General features: G+C 31.0%; 7 protein-coding genes. All 7 read right to left on the bottom strand.

All coding sequences use genetic code 11. From position 1 onward, the window contains the following. Positions 1–10 precede the first annotated feature (10 nt). Positions 11–3,241 (bottom strand): hypothetical protein, encoded by a 3,231-nt coding sequence (locus tag HOG88_RS03455; RefSeq protein WP_295003221.1) that lies wholly within the window; start codon positions 3,239–3,241, stop codon positions 11–13. Then, the gene (locus HOG88_RS03450) at positions 3,242–6,607 is read right to left on the bottom strand and encodes a hypothetical protein (RefSeq protein WP_295003219.1); all 3,366 of its coding nucleotides are present in this window, start codon (positions 6,605–6,607) and stop codon (positions 3,242–3,244) included. It abuts the gene before it with no gap. Beyond that, complete coding sequence (locus tag HOG88_RS03445) at positions 6,600–9,515, bottom strand: DEAD/DEAH box helicase (RefSeq protein ID WP_295003216.1); 2,916 nt, start codon at positions 9,513–9,515, stop codon at positions 6,600–6,602. Before HOG88_RS03445 ends, HOG88_RS03450 begins: the two co-directional genes overlap by 8 nt. Beyond that, positions 9,512–14,401, bottom strand: coding sequence for a hypothetical protein (locus HOG88_RS03440; protein ID WP_295003214.1), 4,890 nt, complete (start codon positions 14,399–14,401; stop codon positions 9,512–9,514). The genes HOG88_RS03445 and HOG88_RS03440 overlap by 4 nt, the downstream gene beginning before the upstream one ends. Further along, complete coding sequence (locus tag HOG88_RS03435; protein WP_295003212.1) at positions 14,398–17,235, bottom strand: DEAD/DEAH box helicase; 2,838 nt, start codon at positions 17,233–17,235, stop codon at positions 14,398–14,400. The genes HOG88_RS03440 and HOG88_RS03435 overlap by 4 nt, the downstream gene beginning before the upstream one ends. Before the next feature lie 127 nt (positions 17,236–17,362). After that, the gene (locus HOG88_RS03430) at positions 17,363–18,490 is read right to left on the bottom strand and encodes an HNH endonuclease domain-containing protein (protein WP_295003210.1); all 1,128 of its coding nucleotides are present in this window, start codon (positions 18,488–18,490) and stop codon (positions 17,363–17,365) included. Then, positions 18,483–19,076 (bottom strand): bifunctional 2-polyprenyl-6-hydroxyphenol methylase/3-demethylubiquinol 3-O-methyltransferase UbiG, encoded by a 594-nt coding sequence (locus HOG88_RS03425; RefSeq protein WP_295003207.1) that lies wholly within the window; start codon positions 19,074–19,076, stop codon positions 18,483–18,485. The genes HOG88_RS03430 and HOG88_RS03425 overlap by 8 nt, the downstream gene beginning before the upstream one ends. Positions 19,077–19,227 lie beyond the last annotated feature (151 nt).

Here is a 19,227-nt window from a genome sequence, read left to right as displayed (position 1 = left end):
ACCTCCATAATTAATTATGATTCCATACATCAATAAATGCCATAATATGTGTTTTAGTAAATTTCATATATTTAGTTTTTCCAAAAATTTTAATAGGTAGAAAATATAAATTATCCCTGCTAAAAGGATCTTCATCATCAAGCATATAAAATGCATCGTCTCTTTCATTTATATCTTCTTTTGTTACCCAATCATAGGATTCAAAGCTTCCTTCTATAAATTGCATTGATAAGCTTTCTTGATCTTCTAGCCGCCCTAAATACGAATGCCCTACTAAATCTCGGTTAAATATTTCCCAATGTTTATGGCAGAGGGATATAGTATTCCCTTTACGATTAATATCACGATTTGCTCCAAGGTTTAATGATTTATTTTTAGAAACATTTTTATTTCCATGAGCAAATGTATCTCCACATATCTGACAATGTCCTTCATATTCTTCATATAAGAAGGTATCAATCTTGTGAAGTTCTTCAGTGTCTTGCTTCTTAACCACTCTATCAACTTGGGTAATAGTATTGGTAGAATTTTTATTTTCTTGATGGATATTCTCTTGATGCTTTTCTTCATCTTTAATAATAGTTCCCACATCATTAGATTCAACAAATTGCTTCGTTTCTCCATCTGATTTCTTTGAAGTAATTGCTTCTTTTAATGTTTGAACTTTTTTCTCATCTTTAACTGTTGCTTTTTTCTTACTAATTAAGTTCTGCAATTGGTCAATAGAATATTGCTCTTTTAATTGCTTTAACAAGTCTAATTCATCTAAACTTTCAAAACCAAGCTCTTGCACAATTGCTTCTTTTTCTTTATATCCAGCTTTCTCTTTTTCTATAGTTTTACCAAACTCTATTACATCAAGCCAACCATTTTTATTTTCATACTTAAACAGTGGATGAAGAGTATCTTTTGATATATCTGCTGGATAACAAAACTCTTCATTAAGTGAAGGTATCCATTTTGTATTTATTAAAGCTTGTACTAACTGAGATTTTGTAGTTTTAACTGGTGCTTTTCCATGGGGCCTAAAACTAGCTTCAAGAGCAGATGGTGCTGAATGACACATCGTATTCCATACAAGTAAAGATTTTTCTATTGTAGCTTTTTTTAAAATTTGATTAATATCCTTAATCGTATAATCTATATTAATGGCTCTTGATGTTAACTTATTCATTGATTTTCCATCAGTTAACATCATAAAATTAAGATTATTATCTATAGTCACTTCATCTATTTTCAATTCATGCTTAGCACCAAGCAACTTTAAAAATTTAATAAAATCTTCATCATTTTGAAAAGTAGTATAAAGATCATCTAATGAATATAAATTTAACGTATCAGCAAGGGATGAAATTCCTGTCTTCTCATATGGTTCATCTAAAAATATTTCTATTGGTTTAACCCATTTTTTTCTATCTCCATCTTTGACTAAAATGATTTTATAATTTCCAATAAACGAAGTATCATTACCTGCAATTTGATAAGCAAGAAATCTTTTTAAATGGTTTATGTATTGCTTAAAATTAAAGTCTTCTTCATAACTGGTAAAAGTATATTGTTCTTCTAATAAGATTTTTAATTGCTCAGATTCAGTTATTTCCTTTACACCCATTTCAATTAAAAATTGCTTTGCTTTTTCTTTTTGTTTTTTATTGGTACCAGTATTATAAACTAAGTCATTTACATATTTAATTCCATCAAGTCTATTTTCATGATCTAAAAAATATATATCTAATTGTTTAAAATTAAAAGTATCTTCAAGTTTAATTAATGACGTCAATGGATAAACTGTTTTATCATAGTTTCTGTCTTGAAAATTTGCATCATGTTTTCTCATTGCATCTAAGAGCAATGCATATAGCTTTTGAACCCATTCAATATCTTTACTTTCAAGCCAAATTGATTTTATATATTCTGGACCAAATCTACTTATTTCATCATTTAATATACGAACTGAATTTTCTAATTCATTCCATTCCCATTTTTCTATCTTTAAACTTTGAAGAAATTTCCCTGCTCTACTATTTATCATTGATGGACTTCTGACAAAATATATTTGATTAGGATCCTTTTGAATTAAAGTTGCTAAATCTTCTTCAGCTAGAACTCTTTTTATATCACTGGGTACATTGTAACAATACTCTACACTAGCGTAATCTCCCAATTCGGTCGGAAGTAACTTTTCTTCTTGAAAAACTTCATAAATCTTTTTTTGGATCGGAATATACAAGTTTGATAAATAATCTTCAGGGAAAGGCAATACATGCAAGAAATCAACATTTAACATATTTTTATCTCTAATATCAAATAAACTTTCTGATGTTAAATCAGCTATATCACGCATTAAAGTAATGTTTTCTGGCAAATTGATAATACTATCTCGAGCAACAGTTGAAGCAAAAGGAGCATGTATGTGAAACTTTAATTTACTAGTCTCTTTTTCCGCTGGAAAAAATATTGAAACAGTACCATCAGTGGGTACTATTTCAAACATATCTTTTTCTTCATTTTGTCTTAGTTCATATGCAATAGCAACATATAACTTACTACTACCATTTAAGAACTTTTTATATTGCAACCAATATGATGTATTAAGAGTCTTTGAGTTATGAATTTGTATTTTATTATCAACATCATCTACTCGCTTTAAACTTGATATACCATTGCCAATATCCCATGCAATTTCATTAATATTACTTAAAAATAGTAAAGTTACGTCAGATAAATTATCTAAATGATTCGAAACTTCTTCAAATGCTTTTTTGGCTGTTTTATCTTTATGATCAAAAGGGAAAACCATTACCGTAGAATATTCTTGATTTATATTGATCGAAGGTATTTTTTTAGGAATAAACAAGTCAAGTATTTCAAAACTTATATCTTGTGAGTATATTTTAGGTGTTTTTGTATAAGAGAAAACTGCTTTAAAACCAACACCAAACTTTCCAATACTATTAATATCATCTGTTTTTGTACTATTTCCAATACTAGTAATTGATTCAACATCTTTGAAACTAAAAGCTCTTAGCCCATTATGCGAAAAGATCAATTGTTCCTTATCTAGCTCGAACAATATTTTAGTTGCTCCAGTATCCTCAGCGTTTTGCAGAAGTTCATATATAAAATGAGCGTTGTCTGGATATAACTTTGTGAGAAGATTTAATAAACCCTCTTCAAAATTATTATCTCTAGCACTATCAACATAAGCTTTTCTTTTCTCATATAAATCTTTTATATCCATTTAATCAACTCCATACATAGAATTTTCTACACTATTTTTTTCTTCTAACTGCAAAAATGTTATAAACTGTATTAAATGTTCTCGTGTAAAACACAGATTTTTACTTTCTTGATTTAACTTAATTTCTAAAGCAAAAATGTCATCAAAGTCAATGTGATCTTTAAATATATCATGCAAACCATCATCTACTACACTGTGTAGAGTTTGCATTATAAATTCAAAGCTTTGGCTTTCAAAGTTGCTTATAGAACTAATTTTATCTACAAATATAGGTTCAAAGTCCCCAAACTTGATATTGGCTGCACAGTTTCTACACAAACATAATGAGTCAGCTGATGACACAAAATCTTTTTTTACTTTTACAACCCTTTTATCATTCCAATTAAATTTTTCAAATGAGTTTTCTCCATCATTTACTTTTCTAAATGTAAAACCACATAACTGACAATATCCCTTGTAAGTGCTGTATAGAAAAGCTTTAATTTCATTATTTACTCTACTAGTATCTTTATCGACTTCCTTTCTAAGAAAAACAACATCTTTTTTTCTAGGTAACAACTGTTGTTTATTAAGTTGCTCAAGAAAGTCATTTTTGTATTTCTGCTCGTTTTTAATAATTGAAGGTTCAATTTCATCTTTTTTTTGCTTAACATTTCCGTAGTGCTTAACTATATTTTTTAATTTATCAATGACAGAAGTGCTTGCTGTAGTTTTTGACTCATTTTCGCCTACATCTTCTTCTTTTAAGGAATCCTCTATAACGATATTATTAGCTTCAAAGTCTAAAATATTTCCCCCATCAACCCAATTCTCATCAATTAAAGCTTGAAGATTTTTATTTGGACACCTTTCTTCTTCCGTATAGAAATCGAGTTCAAATTGAGCCCTGGTCATGATTAAATATATTTCATTATCTGTAAGCGAATCTAAATCACTTATAACAAGAGGGAACTCTTTACCTTTAGAATCAAATATATCAACTAATAATATATCCAGCTCAGTATGCTTATCACTTTGCTCTGATATTTTGTAATCATGTAAAACAGACATATATCTTTCTTTTTGAACATCTGTTTTATATATAATTGTTATTGGGATTTTTGAGCTATATCTATTAGTAATTTTTTCAATTTTTTCTTCTATAAAACTATATAAATTATCGCTATCCTTAACTTGATTAATTGTAGGTAGTCGATATGGTTTTCCATTAAACTCTTTTTCACTTAGATAATACTCCTGCTGTATATCTTCTAAGCCACTATCTAGCAAGAGCTGGCGAAAATTATAACTTGCATTAGCCAACTGGTATGTTTGCCTAAAGTTATGCTTTAAATTAAAAATATTAAGTATTTTATCGCCTACATTATTTTCAACGCCATAGACAGTGTCAACATTTAATATGTTTTTCCAAGATTGCATATGCGTAGGATCTAGGTTTTGTAAAATATCCCCAGTAAGGATTATTCTTTTAGCCTGAAACCTTAATAATTCTAACTCCACTAAAGTATAATCCTGTGCTTCATCCACTATGAGTGTATCCACAACATGTTCTTGACCTAATAAATAACATAAAGATAGATACCTATCTGCCTCACTTAAGCTTTCTAAAAAAGTATTAATTATATAAGCTTTTGCAAAATAAATCTTTTGTATAAGCCCTATATATTTCCTTTTTTCAGAAGGTTCTATTGTAAATGTTTTAAGAGTTTTCTCTTCAAGATCAACTTTCTTTTTCGGTAACACATCATGTCTATTTACTAATGCAGTTTGCTTTTTATATTTGGACTTTAACGCCCTTAACTCTTTTTGCAGTTCTTTATCATTAGGAGTCTCTGATGCATAAAATGCTACTTCATCAAGTTCTTTCTTAATCTCATCTAATTCTAACTTATCTTCTGCAATTGGATTTAGGGACTTCATCTCTTCAATAATTTCTTGAAGTTGCTGTTCATTTTTTATTTTATTTAAATGAAAGTTTATATATGTCTTTAACCAAAGAAGCACTTCTAAGGAAGTCAGTTCTTTTGAATTATAGCTGTATCCAACTATATCAGTTAGCAATGAAGTCGATATGCTTTCCATATCCTCATGAATAGTTTTGAGAGCCTTTTTATAATTATCTCCACTCAGCTGTTCAATTTTTCTAGTTTTTGATTTTAGCAACTCTATCAGTTCAAGTTTTTCTTCATCATCTACATCTTCATTTAGTAAGCTTTTATTAATATCTTCTAGATCTATTCTCAGATCACTGATTTGCAAAGTTTTATCTTTGTCATTTTCAATTTCTTCAATCATTGACTCTATAGTATTAACAAAAAATTCTTTTCCAATGTCATTAATTAAAATAGAGAAATGGTGTTGAATATTTTCTAGATTAATCAGCTGAATCATACTTTCAATTTTTTTCTTAATAGATTCTGCACTATTTTGCAAACTATTTAAATGCTCAATACTTATTGAAGAATCAATACCTAAGCTATTAAAAAATTCATCTACATGATAAATATTAACTTCATCAAGTGCTAGTACATCACTTTTTAACAAACCTTCAAAATTTTTAATTGCTTCACTGTTTTTCACAACAACAAGCATTTTGTCTTGCATGATATTTTTACTTTCATGTAAAACTTTTAGTTTTTGTAATGCTGTTATTGACTTTCCTGTCCCTGCAGCACCATCAATAATAGCATTGTCCATATCATATAAAGCTCTAGACTGATCTCCAAATTCTGCTAGTTTAAATTCAAGTCTAAAAAAACTACTGGTGTCTATTAATGATGCTTCATTACTATCAACTATCTCTTTTCCACTCAATGTATTCTTGGCACTTAAAAATTCTTCTTTACCATTTAAGTTTTTGTATCTAACTTTTGTTAAATCATCTTTTAATGGTGTAAAGTACCCTAACATATCTAGCTCACCGTGCTTTGGAGAAGGATCACTTCCTAAATCCATTTGCATAAACTGTTTTACGGTCCATTCTTTTTCTATATTCCAAGGAGAGATAATAAAATCATCTCCAAATGACATATTAACTTCTATGGGAGCAGTGGTAATATAAAAGCTAACACCATTTTCAAATGTTAGCCTTCTTATAAATAACCCTTCATCTATCCACTTTTGTAAATCTTTCGATTTATATTGTGATTTCTTTTTAGCAGTGACAACATCCATTCTTTCTTTAGCATCAGAATAACTCTCTTCATTATGAGCATTTTGCCAAGTGCTACTTGTTATCACATCAGGACTTGATGCAATTATTTTTGTGGCTGTTTCTTTTTCAATCTCTTCTTCAAGCGAATCAAGCTTTTTTATATACTTGTTATAGTCATACTTTAAGTAACTGAGAAACTTTTCTTTAGCCATGAGTTAACTCCACAATCCCAAGTATCTTATAGTTTCCACTCACTTCCATTTGTTTTTTTAACGCAGAGACTTTTTGTTCTTCTAATTGCTTTATATTCTCCACTTGAGCTTGTCTCATGCGAATCACATCAAGATTGCTTACCTTAGCTTCCATCTTTTGAGCATAAGCCTTCTTCTTTTCATAATGCTCTTGTAATACACGTATTTTCTGGTTAATTAACTGTTCAGTTTCTGAAGTTTTAGATGCTACGCTTATGCTTAATTGCTTAATTATTTGTGACTCTATTGCATTCTTTTTCTTCTCCAGATCATCTACAGGAGCAATATCACTTGTGCTATTACAGCTTGATGCAAAAGAGTAATAATCTAAACTATCAACAAGCTTTAGATTCTCATCAACGATAACTGTTTTAAGAGTAGTGAATTTTTTATGTGCATATATCTCTTCTCTGTATACTACTGCATAACCATTACTGTAGCTATTGTTATTTACACTTGAATAGCATACTTCATCAGATTTACTTTCCATCAACTTTAAAAATGGATGTGATAGTGAGATATATTCAAGGCTAAAATCATGATTTTCTTCTTTAGTAAAAGTAAAATGAAATGACTTAGACTTTCGTAAGCGATTTAATACACGCTTTTGTGTGATATAAGCACTTTTTTCTCTTGAATCTGCCATTAATGGTTTAAGGGTATTAAACAACTCTTTAGCTTCTGTAGCATTAAGCCTATACACTCCATTTGCCATTGTCAAATAATTAATATTATTCTTTTTCAAAAAGCCTAATACAAAGTTTTCAACTCCTACTTCAACAAACTTTTCTTTTGTGCTATTTGCAAATTTCTCATATGTTTCATCAAAGTTATAATCATCATTAAGCATTGCATCCATTGCAGTGTTCTGCTCAGAAACATCTTTCTTCTGTCTAATAAGAGATTGTGCTTCTAAATCTATTTTTCTCTTTAACTCTTCATCAGAAAGATTAATCATATTTTGTACATTAAAAGTCTTTTGTATATTTCCTAAAATAGGCTCAAGCTCCCCTAGAGAACTCTCAAAAATATCTAGTTTAGAATAAAGTCTATTGAGTATTCGATCTTCTACAGTACCCTCTATACACAAGTTAAATACCAATAACTTTTCAGCAACCTGCCCTATTCTATCTATACGACCTATTCGTTGTTCAACACGCATAGGATTCCAAGGCAGATCATAATTAAATACAACATTACAAAATTGCATATCTAGCCCCTCAGAACCAACCTCACTTGATAGTAAAATATCAAATTTATCATCTCTAAATTCATTGATTTTTTCATAACGTTCTTCTGGAGTCAAGTCTCCATCTATTTTTCCAACACGCAAACCTTTTTTAATAAGTTTTTCTTCAAGGTAAGCCAATGTTTTTTTGAAAAAAGAAAACACAATCATCTTATTTACATCTTCAGATATTAACTTATCAATAGTGCTTTCAAACGCTTTATATTTAGAGTCCTCACTTCCTATCTCTTTACCTTTAGCAATTAAGATGTCAAGCTTTGCAAGTAAAAATTCTTCTAAATCAACATCAATGAGTTCATCATCTTGATCATCAATATCCCCTACAAAAAACTTCTTTGTTTTTCGCATATTTTCAAAACTCTCAATAGAAGCGAGCATACATGAAGAAGCCATACGTTCAGGCATAATCGTTATAAACCCTGATGGTATTTTAGGGTTTCTGTATTTAAACAGTAGCTTCACAAAATCAACAACCTCTTCATAAAAAGCAATCTCTTCTTCAGTACCAGGTATAGTTTGTGAGACAGCTTCTCTAGGTATAAACATGCCTACATCTTTTTTCTTTGTTCTATTGATGATATAACTTAGATTATCAGCTTCAGTAAATTGCTTTATATAGTCAACTCGCTCTTCTTGTGTTAATTCATTTTCTCTAGAAAAAGTTTGAAATAAAACCTCTTGATGTTGATTTAAATGTAGAGTTTTGAGATCTTTTTTAGCTATCAGAGACTTTAATGTTTCTAATGGTTGCCCATTTTTTAAATTAGCTACTACCTCATGAATCAAACTATTAGGTTTGATTGTTTTTAAAAAGTAGTCTTCGTCAAGGAAAGTGTCTTCATCAAGCAGTGACAAAATATTAAAAAGATCACGAATCGAGTTTTGAACTGGTGTAGCACTTAAAAATAATATGTTCTCAGATAATCCAGTTACTAGTGCTGCGCCCTCAAAAGTTGATGTTTCATTGTTTCTAAAACTATGCGCTTCATCCATTATTAGCATATCTATATGAAGCAGAGTATCTTGAAGCATACTTGTAATCACTTCATCACGTAAGGTATGATATGAAATAATGATTTTATTTGTAAAGAGTTTACTATCGCTATAGGCATCATATTCTTTTAAAAATGCTCTAAATTCATTTACTTTTTTAACTTCAAACTCTTCTCCAAAACGCATATACATCTCATCTCTCCACTTGAGAGTTAAAGATGAAGGTACGACGATTAAAGCAATCTCTACGTCATCTCTTTTATCAATCTCTTTATAGATAATCCCTGCTTCGATTGTTTTTCCTAAACCAACTTCATCCGCTATTAAAAGACGGTTGTTTGGAGAGTTTAACATTTTAATAAGTGGTCGGTATTGATAATGTTTTGGTACTAAACGACTAGAGTTATATGAGTATAAAAGATCAGTTACAGGGTTAGATATTAGTGTTGAAAATACAGCTGCATTCATGGCATCAAATGAAATACCTTTAGCTTCAGACTTGAGTTCAATATCTCTACGAGAAACAGTTTTCTCTTCCCCATCTAAAAATACATTTACATAATTTTCATCTATCTCATTGAGTATTATGATACTTGTGTTGGTGGGTAAATAGATTGCTTTTTTCATGAGTTGTTTCTCTTCTCAAACTCAGTCCATGCTACTTCATAATCTTTTTCTCTGTCGCATTTGGCGAATGGGGCTTTGTAGATTATGGTTCTTTCTATTGGGCCGTTTGGCATGGTGTCATCTTGGATAGTTCTATGGATTTCTCCTGATTGCATGTTTATTATGTCTTCCCAGCCTAGTGGTTTTTCTTCGGTTGTTTCTCCACTTACTACTATCTTATATGGGGCTGCAGTTCTTACTGCTTTTCTTGGTAAGCCTACTCCTGTTAAGCCTTTACTTACTGTAAATACTATTCGTCCGTTCATATCGTAAAATGTTTCATTTTCATTTTGTTTTAAAACTGGGAACTGGATGCGGTAGATGGTTTTTAGCTCTTCTAGTGTGAGTTTTAGCTCCTGAGCTACAAGTACATCTATCTCTACTAATGCTTGTCTTCTTTCATAGTCAGTTCTTAATGCTATATCCCTTTGCCAAGTTGCTGTGAGGTTTGTAAAAAAATTATGATTTAATCTTGGATCATCTTTTTTTGTCCAACTATTATTTATAAAAAATTTCTCATATTGATCTTCATATAGTTCTTTATAATGAGAAGTAAGACAACTTAAAATTAATATTCTAACTTTCATATCAGCTGTTATATTATCTTTTACTAAAATTAACTTTCTTAAAAGATTTGTACCAGTATGTCCCATTCCTGTAGATTTGATAAAAAAGTCCCCTACTATTGAGGCTCCAAACGAAATATATTCTAACATGTGAGATCTTTGTTCAAATGCAGTTGAGACACATGATAAAATATGCTTTGTATTTTTAGGGATTATACTACTTATAAAGGTTCTTTCACCCGGACTACTCATCATTTCTCTATTAATAACTCGATAAAATGAATCAAACTTTCTAGTTGAATCCCAAGGGACACTCGGTACATTATTTGCTAAGTCAACCGTAGGAACAAAATTACTTCGTGGTAAATAATCAATATTTACATTAGATATATCTATCGAATCATAGTGTGAATTCTGAGTACATACTTTCCTAGGTGTTTTAGATAATATATTACATATATGAAATTGAACACCATTTAAAATCAAATCATTAATATCATCAATAAATTGTGATTTTTTTTCTATTTTATTTTCTTTTTGATACTTTGATTCATCAAACATTACTGATGAGATATATTTACCATTAATACCCCCTAATACTTGTGAATAATTTGAAAATTTTTCAAGTACACTTATGAGTTCAATGGAATGAAGTGCTGGAAGTCTTGCTTGAAGGTATAATGTACCTTCATCATCATAAAGTTTTACAAACAGCTTAAGCGTCTCTTTATTGATACGTAGAATTCTATTCTGATGTCCTTCAATGTTCCATTTATTGTTGTCATCTTTAATACCACCTACTACTTCATTAGAAAAATTTTCAAAACTTCCATCAATAGTTTGGGGCAAAAATAGATTGGCTATTATTTTAAAATCGACTTCTTTATTTGAATTTGCAAAAATATTTATTCCAAATCGCACTTGATCATGTACTTCTTGAAATAAAAATAAGCCATTTGCAAATTGAAAATGATACTTCAACCGTTTATAAATTTCACTTCGTAATGGTCCTCCTTTAGGATCATCATAAACACCTTCAGGGTGTAGAAATCCACATATTCCTTTAGTATTTGCTATATTCCAACCAAGAGGCAAAAAACATTTATAAAGATTTGCTTTTCCATCAAGTAATGCATAATTTGAATTTGAACCTAAAAAATTTTGTGTTGCTGATGCACTTTCATATTCATTTATATATTCATTCAAAAGATTTGGATAATTTTCTAAAGTCTCTTCTCTCAATAAGTTCAAATTATTGGCAGTAAATTTTCGTATATCAAAAAGTGGATTAACTTCACCCATTATTCCTTTTTCTTCCCATTCTACTTTTAGCCACGGAGGATTTCCAAGAATTAAATCAAACCCACCTTTTTTAGCAAATACATCCGCAAACTCTAACTCCCAGTGCAAAAACTTCTGTTTTGCACTTACATCTTGAACTACTTGAAGTCGTGGGTTTTTCTCTATCTGTTCTGCTACATCTATAAAACCTAGTTCTGTTAGTTGTGTAGTTCTTATCTCATCATCTATGGTATCGCTAAAGAGGTCTTTATCAAAGTTCATGATGATGTCATCTCTTTTTTCTACAAGTAGAGATATATCATGTAAAAATTCTGCTCTTGTTGGTAGAAGTTTAGCTTTTTCTATAGGCCAAAACCATAAACTACACCAGTAGTCCATCACTATCTTTAGTCTCATATATGGAGATGAACTTTTTACATCAGCCGAGAGTTTTTCTTGCATAAAAACAGTATCTTTATATTCTATATTGGTTTGTTGTTTTTTAGCTTTTGGTTGTCCCCAAACATACAGAGTATCTGTAGTTTTTTTCTTCATATCGTCTAGGTGTCTTGTTTGTTCCTGCCAAAGTTTATCTATGGCTAGAGAGAGCTTTAACAGTACATTTACTTCTGTATCTACATGAGGTTTTATAAACTCTTTTCGCCACTTGTTGATATGCTCAATTTTTTCTTTTTTAAGAGTTTTGACTACTTTATCAGTATAGTTAACCATCGCTTTATCACCAACCAAGAAGTGATAGATTTGAGTATCTTTTTTTCTTCCTGCACTTCTTGTCTCTTCCAAATCAAGTTTCTGTTGTTTTGGTTTTGTAAATACATCAAATTTTTGTTGTTTTGGTTTTTCAGGTTGAGTCTCTTTCTTAAAACCTTTTAAAATTGTTGTAGGAGTTAATCTTTTTGGAGCGTCTTCATACCAAATTAGTGCTTTTTTTGTAGCAGTTAATTGATGTGTTTCATACACTTCACGTCTTGCACCTATAAGTGAGTTTCCATTTTCAAGCTGGAAGCCAAACCACGGTACAAATGAGCCACTCAAAGCATTTAACCATAAAGAGATTTCTGCTAACTCTACAGCTGTAGGATTAAGGTCAACTCCATATACATTGTTGTCTGCTATGTGCATCTTTACACGTTGCAGCTCTTCTATATAACCTTTATGTTTTATTACTTCACCATTTTTTAGCTTTTCTTTATAACTACTATGTGGTATTTTTTTACCAGTTTCTATTTGCTTCTTATGTAGATAAGCCTCACTTAGTTGGTTAATCGCTTCATTTAAAAAAGCTGCACTTCCCATCGCTGGTTCACATACTGTTAAGTTTAGTATCTCATCTGCATTTTTACCGATACGACCATCATCATCTATCTCAAGTAATTCTTTGAGTGCATACTTGACAAGTGATTTAGTTAGTACCTCTGGAGTATAGTATGAGGCTGATTTTTCTCTATCTCTTCCTGCTAAACGATAAATAAATTTACCTATTTTATAGGCTTTTATAGTTCCATCTTCTTTATTAAAAACTCTCTCTTCTTCTTTGTACTCACTAAGCTGATTTTCTGTCACAAAATAAGCATTCTCCAATGGTGTTGGTTCAGTTCCAGCTTTCTTTACTTCATAAAGTGTCTCTTTTGCTATAAAGCCTTTATAGCTGAGTAGTGCTTCATACACAGCTCCAAGTTGATTGATTCCAAGATTAGCGTAAGAGATTCGTCCTCTTCCTTTATTTCCTTTTTTCACTCTAGAAAGAGACAAACTTTGGATAATCTCTTGCCAAACATGGTTACGAAGTTTGACTTCATTTAAGAGTGGTGTTTTATCTGGATCAAATAGGTGTGAACGAAGTGGAGATATGGAAAAAATATCTTTACCCGTCATATTTACTTTATGGCTCACTCTTCCATTGTATATCATGTCAAAGTAAAGAGAAATACTATCGCTAAAATAGTATCCATTTTTATCACTGTCAGTAAGCAGTGGCATAAGTTCCAAATCTCTTAATGTCTCTAGGGAATAACCTTTTACAAAGGCTTGTGATTTTGAGGGGATAAAGCCAAGTTCAGGACGAGATTCAATGTAAAAGAGAAAGAGCATTCTATACATGTAACGTAATGATTCTCTTGTTAAATCACTCTCTAGGTTTGGTGTTTGTAAAAAGGCAGGATTATTTTTTTGATGATAATAGATTGCTTCATTACCAAGTAGTTCAACTGCACTTCTTAGAGAGTATTTTAAATCTTCTGTGACACCAAATGCATGTTTATGAGAGTTTTCATCTAAAGTGTCAAGTAAACTCAATCCATCTTTTGAGGCTAATGATTCTGTATGCAAAAGGACAGAAACTGCTTTTAGCATTGCATCTTCTTTTCTAGCAATGATATCTTCTATGTCAAATCGTAAATATCTTTTTTGAGCCCATTTTGCTCTCTCAATGAGAACTATTTGATATGGACTGGCTAACATAATCCATCTTGGAGGCTCAGGCAGTGTAAATATATGTGAAGTAATTATGGCATCATAGTTTAACTCACTACTGCATACATCTAGTTCACTCAATTGCTCTTTTACTATAGTGCTTGTAAGTACATCACAACTTTCATCACAATAACTCTCCACTATCCACAGATAAGGACTTCCATCACTTTTATCTACTTGAGCTAGGAGTGGAACTGAAAATTCATCTAGTTCTTTAGTCTCATATGAAAAACTGTAGCCAAATATATCTAGAAAAGTTTTATAAAACCTTCTTGTGCTTTGTAGTTTCTCTTGAGTAGTATTTGTCTTTTTGCCGAGATCTTTTAATAGCTCTAAGTAGCCAGGACCAATTCCACGTAATTTTTTAAATGGAGTTTTATATGTCTCACTCTCATTCTCTTTTTCCTGCCATGAAGTGATATGCTCTTTTATGTCGCCTTCAAATATCTCGTTAAGGTAGTGGTTCGTGTAAAACTCATTTTCATTAGTGATTCCTACTAAGTTCATGATTCACTCCCTTTTAAAACAGATATAACTTGAATAAACGGTTCATTCTCAATCTCCATAGAGTCTTTGATCCAGTTATGATAATCTTTAAATATTTTATCTATATCTCTTTGCTTTTCTAATCTTTTTGACTCTTGGTTAAAGTCAATCTCTAACTGCCCTAAGTGTCTTATTTTTAATTTTTCTAACTCTTCGAGTTGTTCTAATACTTTCGTACTCATTACGTCATCAAAAGCATCTCTTTGTTTTTGAATATGCTTTTTCGCTTCTTCTATAGCTTCTGATAGGTTTTGTTCTATGCTTGATAACTCATAATCATTTGCAGAGTTGGGAAACTTCTTGGTTGTTATCTGTGTTTGCTCAAACACTTCATCTAAGGTTAAGATGGAGTCGAAAGAGTTGTTTTTGAACTTAACCCCTACCCATTCATTTATCATTGGCTGTGCTTTTTTATTTGGAATGAGTCCACTAATGATATATATGAGTTCATCAGCTCCTAGAGTAGTAAGTTTTAGAACTGGGGCTTGCAGTCTGTCAAAGTTGCTAAGGAGCTTATCTTTAATCCACTCTAAAAGTGGATGCTGTTCCCACAAATAATGAATATTTGGCCATGCTGATTCATCTTTTCTAGAGTTTTTTATCTCTTGATTTATTACATCTATATCATTTGTAAGTTCAAAGTGCCAGTTTTCTGGAATAACCTCACGAGGGAGCATTTTAAATCGGTATTTGAGATCTTCAAGTTCACTTGCAAAAAGCTCTATTCTGTCCTCTTCATAGCGTACATCTATAGTTTGAGACTCTTGTAAAAATCTGAGTGCATTTGATGTGTATTTTAAATCATCTTCATAAAAAGAAAGTGCTTCTATAAGCTCTTCTTTTGTAGATGTTGTTGAACTGCCTTCATCTTCTGTCTCATTTAGACTCGATAAAAAATCAAACTCAGCCTCTCCTGCATTATCATCCAACTCTTTACTAAACTGCTCAGCATCTTTACCGTTAACCATAGCTTCAGCTACTATTTTTTCCTCTTCATTTACATCATATACATTGAGAAATGCACTTGGATCGCCAATATTTTCAGCGGCTTGTTCATCTTTTTTGATGAGTATCTCTAAGATTCTGTTATCACCCTTAAACTCTTCATCTTGCGAGAGTGTTTGCATGTAGTAGATCTCTGGATTTTGTTCTTGTCCGTATCTATCTACCCTACCATTTCTTTGTTGGAATGTCATAAGCGACCATGGTATATCAAAGTGAATAAGTCTGTGAGATAGATAGTGTAAGTTTATACCCTCACTAGCAACATCTGTAGCTATAAGAAGTCTCACTTTTGAGTTTTCTTGACCAAAGTCTTCAACTACTTTGTTTATCTCTATATCGCTCATAGTAGAGCCTGTCATAGTAACGATAGCTTTATCATTAAGTTTAAGATCACGTTGAAGATGTTCTTTTAAAAACTCTAATGTTTTAATACGCTCAGTGAAGATAACTATTCTATCGTCAGTTGCTTTTTTCCATTTCATCTGTTTTTGAATCAAGTTTACAAGTTCATTGTATTTTGAAAAGCTATTTTCATCTATATCTTCTAGTTTTTCAAGTAATAGCTCTAGTGTATCAATATCGTCACTATAATCATCTTCTAGTTTTTCTATCTTTTTGATTCTGTTTTTTATAGACTCTATACATGCTATAGGTGAAGAGAGAAGAGATTTAGTAAGTGTTGTTTTAAAAAGCTCACTTGCTTTTCTTTTTTTGTTATCAATAGATTTAAAACTTATAGTAGAAATAAACTCAAACACAGCCTCTTCAGCGATACTGGCATTTGATTTTATTGTAAAGATCTCTCTAGTTTTAAATTCATCACTTACTTGATCAGCGATATCTTTTTTAAATCTTCGTATCACTAAACCCTTATCTTTAAAATCATCTATACTGTAATCATTAGAATTTGAGATAGCTGTTGGATCTAGCATATTAAGCAGTGATGCAAAACTTTTAGCACTACCATCATGAGGAGTTGCTGAGAGCATCATTAAGGTGTCACATCTCGATGAGATAAGTTTCGCCAATTTTGACTTCTGAGAACCACTGTTTCTATCTGCAACATTGTGTGCTTCATCTATGATGATAATATCCCAATACGACTCTTCAATATAAGAACGATAAAGAGCTTCTTGTTTTAGCGTATCTATAGAGATAATAGATTTGTCATAGTAGAAAAATGGATTCATGTTTGCAGGAATCTTATTTCTTACTCTTTGAATACCTTGAGAATCAAGCCTAGTTAAAGGAATGGAGAAACGGTTCCAAAACTCTTTTTGAAACTGTGTTAACATACTTTTAACTGCAAGAACAAGTATACGCTTACCCTTTCCTCTTTTAATAAGTTCTGTAGCAAGAATACCAGCTTCAAGTGTTTTACCAAGACCCACTGCATCAGCCATAAGGATTCTTTGTCTTGGTTGGTTCAGTGCTTGTAGTGCTGGTTCAAATTGATAAGAAACTGTATCCATAGCAGCTTTATTAGCTCTGTGAATTTTGTTATCCGTTGGAACTACATCTTTTAAAAGTGATTCCATATAGAGTAATGATTTAGTAAATCCGCTAGACTTATCTATGATAAATTTTGTCTCAAGTGGATCGACTACCTGAATCTCTTTTTCATATGTAGTCAGAAAGATCGCTTCTTTACCTTTTACAAAGTTTGAAACTCCATCACATGTCAGCTCATAACCATCATCAGCTAATATATCAACTTTTCGTATTGTCCATTCAGTATCTCGGATAATTACTCTTTGGCCTGGTGTATATGATTTGTTAGATTTTGACATTTATACTTACCCATAATAATATTTTTAACTTATTATGCCCTAGAGATTGTTAAAGATAATATAAACAACTATTATATTTTTTATGTTTATTTTTGTTAGTTTTTCTTACTGAATAGTAATACATGTTTTATATACTAAAACTGTCATGTCCTCTATCAAAAACTAAGTAATCACTTTTCCTACATAGTGATTCAATAGCAGTATCAAACATTTTATCTATTTGTATGCCAGTTCCCACTAATGAAACCTCAACCTGAGACTTAAATAGTAAAGGCATAGCCTTCTCGTAACTTTCCCAATATTTGATAATCACATCAGATCTATTTTCAATAAGTTTTCTAGTTGGTATCTTATCTCTTTTGTTTTTTTGGTTAACTACTCTATCAGTTGGCAACATATTCCACAAATCATTATTAAACCATACTGAAAATGGCAGTACATGATCTACATCATAGTTACTATCTTTAAGTTCCTTACCAGACCAAATACATTCTTTTTCTCCAGTAAGTATCTTTCTTATAGAAGATGTTTCTCTAATCTCTAAGGTATCACTTGAAAGTTTATCTATAATATCTCTTGTAATCTCCTGATCAGCATTTAAAGATATAGTTTTTTGCTTCCATTTAGACATAATTGTTGATGTACCATAAAGAGTCTGGCCTAAATATCTAAAAATATTATAGTGTTGTTCAGATATAGAAAAATACTCAAAACTGTTGACTAAAAAGCTAGAATTATAAACTTCATCTTTAGCAAGTTTCACTGTTCCAAAATTAAGTTGATTTGGAGTAAAAAACTCATAATCTAGTTTTCCAGTGAAACGCATAGGCATCTTTACAATTTTATCTGCTATCTTTTTTGATAGTTTTAAAAACTCTTTAGATAATTCTACTGACATATTTGGGTTTTGCAGTGCTTTAGTGAATTGTATATATGCATATGTCCACTCTACTGATGTGTCTAGATTAAGAAGCATAAATATATTATTGTAGATTGTAGTTATAGGCTTATCAAGAACAGTCTTGTTATGTTGCTGGGCGATGTTTTTAAATACAAATGGCATATAGTCTAGTATCCATTGCTCAACTATAAGTCCTAAAGGAATGTTTGCTCTAGAGTTTTCTATGCTTATGAGGTGGTCGTACTTTTGAGAAGCATTAATAACACTCTTTAATAATACATACTTGTAAGTGCTAGAAGTTGAATCATTTTCAATAATATAATTGATTTGTCTTAACGCTTCAGTATCAATCATGCTTAAATACAACCGTAACCCAAGATAGGCTATTTCTATTGAGACTATCCCCATTTACAATAGTTTCAACAAGAGTAAAACCATTATCTTTAAATAATTTATTCATATATTTTAAATCAACCTCTTCAAAACATCTTTCATCATCCACCCTACTACCTTCAGAATAGCTAATAACCACTGTTGCATTTGATTTAGCCACACTTACTATACTAGCAACTGAATCAGCATAAGTATCACGATTAAGATGCATCCACATAGCTATACAAACAATAGCATCAAACTTCTTATCCGACCCTATTGTATTTGCATCAAATGGTACTGCAGCTTGAAGAAAATGATTTTGAATGCTTGGAAATCTTTTTTTTGCGTTCATTACAAAGTTATTAGATGGATCTATGCCCCATATGTCATAACCTTCATTATTTAGAAAACTCAAGTCACGACCAGAACCAAACCCAATATCTAAAACAATTGATTTTTTTGGAATATACTTCAGAAGTACTTGATACAGCAGTGACATATCAGCACTATCATATCTTTTTATTAATGTTAAAGAGTTTTTATCATAGTACTCTACTGTTCGCATAGTATGATTTTAGCTAAATGAAATAAAACTTGGATTTCTGTACTAATTATAAGGGAAATATTGTAAAAAAAATCGTTTTTGCTTAAATTAAGTTCTTCAGGAGCGTCATACCTGTCACTTATGTCACAACATAAATGACAGATATAACAGT

The organism is Sulfurimonas sp. (genome assembly GCF_018698455.1).
Lineage (GTDB): Bacteria > Campylobacterota > Campylobacteria > Campylobacterales > Sulfurimonadaceae > Sulfurimonas.
The sequence above is the reverse complement of the archived record's forward strand: the minus strand, read 5'-3'. Positions and strand labels throughout refer to the sequence as shown.

Bases quoted from the DNA above. Each gene is read 5' to 3' on its own strand.
- HOG88_RS03455 (WP_295003221.1), bottom strand. From the start codon at position 3,241: ATGGATATAAAAGATTTATATGAGAAAAGAAAAGCTTATGTTGATAGT.
- HOG88_RS03435 (WP_295003212.1), bottom strand. From the start codon at position 17,235: ATGTCAAAATCTAACAAATCATATACACCAGGCCAAAGAGTAATTATC.
- HOG88_RS03445 (WP_295003216.1), bottom strand. From the start codon at position 9,515: ATGAAAAAAGCAATCTATTTACCCACCAACACAAGTATCATAATACTC.
- HOG88_RS03425 (WP_295003207.1), bottom strand. From the start codon at position 19,076: ATGCGAACAGTAGAGTACTATGATAAAAACTCTTTAACATTAATAAAA.
- HOG88_RS03430 (WP_295003210.1), bottom strand. From the start codon at position 18,490: ATGATTGATACTGAAGCGTTAAGACAAATCAATTATATTATTGAAAAT.
- HOG88_RS03440 (WP_295003214.1), bottom strand. From the start codon at position 14,401: ATGAACTTAGTAGGAATCACTAATGAAAATGAGTTTTACACGAACCAC.
- HOG88_RS03450 (WP_295003219.1), bottom strand. From the start codon at position 6,607: ATGGCTAAAGAAAAGTTTCTCAGTTACTTAAAGTATGACTATAACAAG.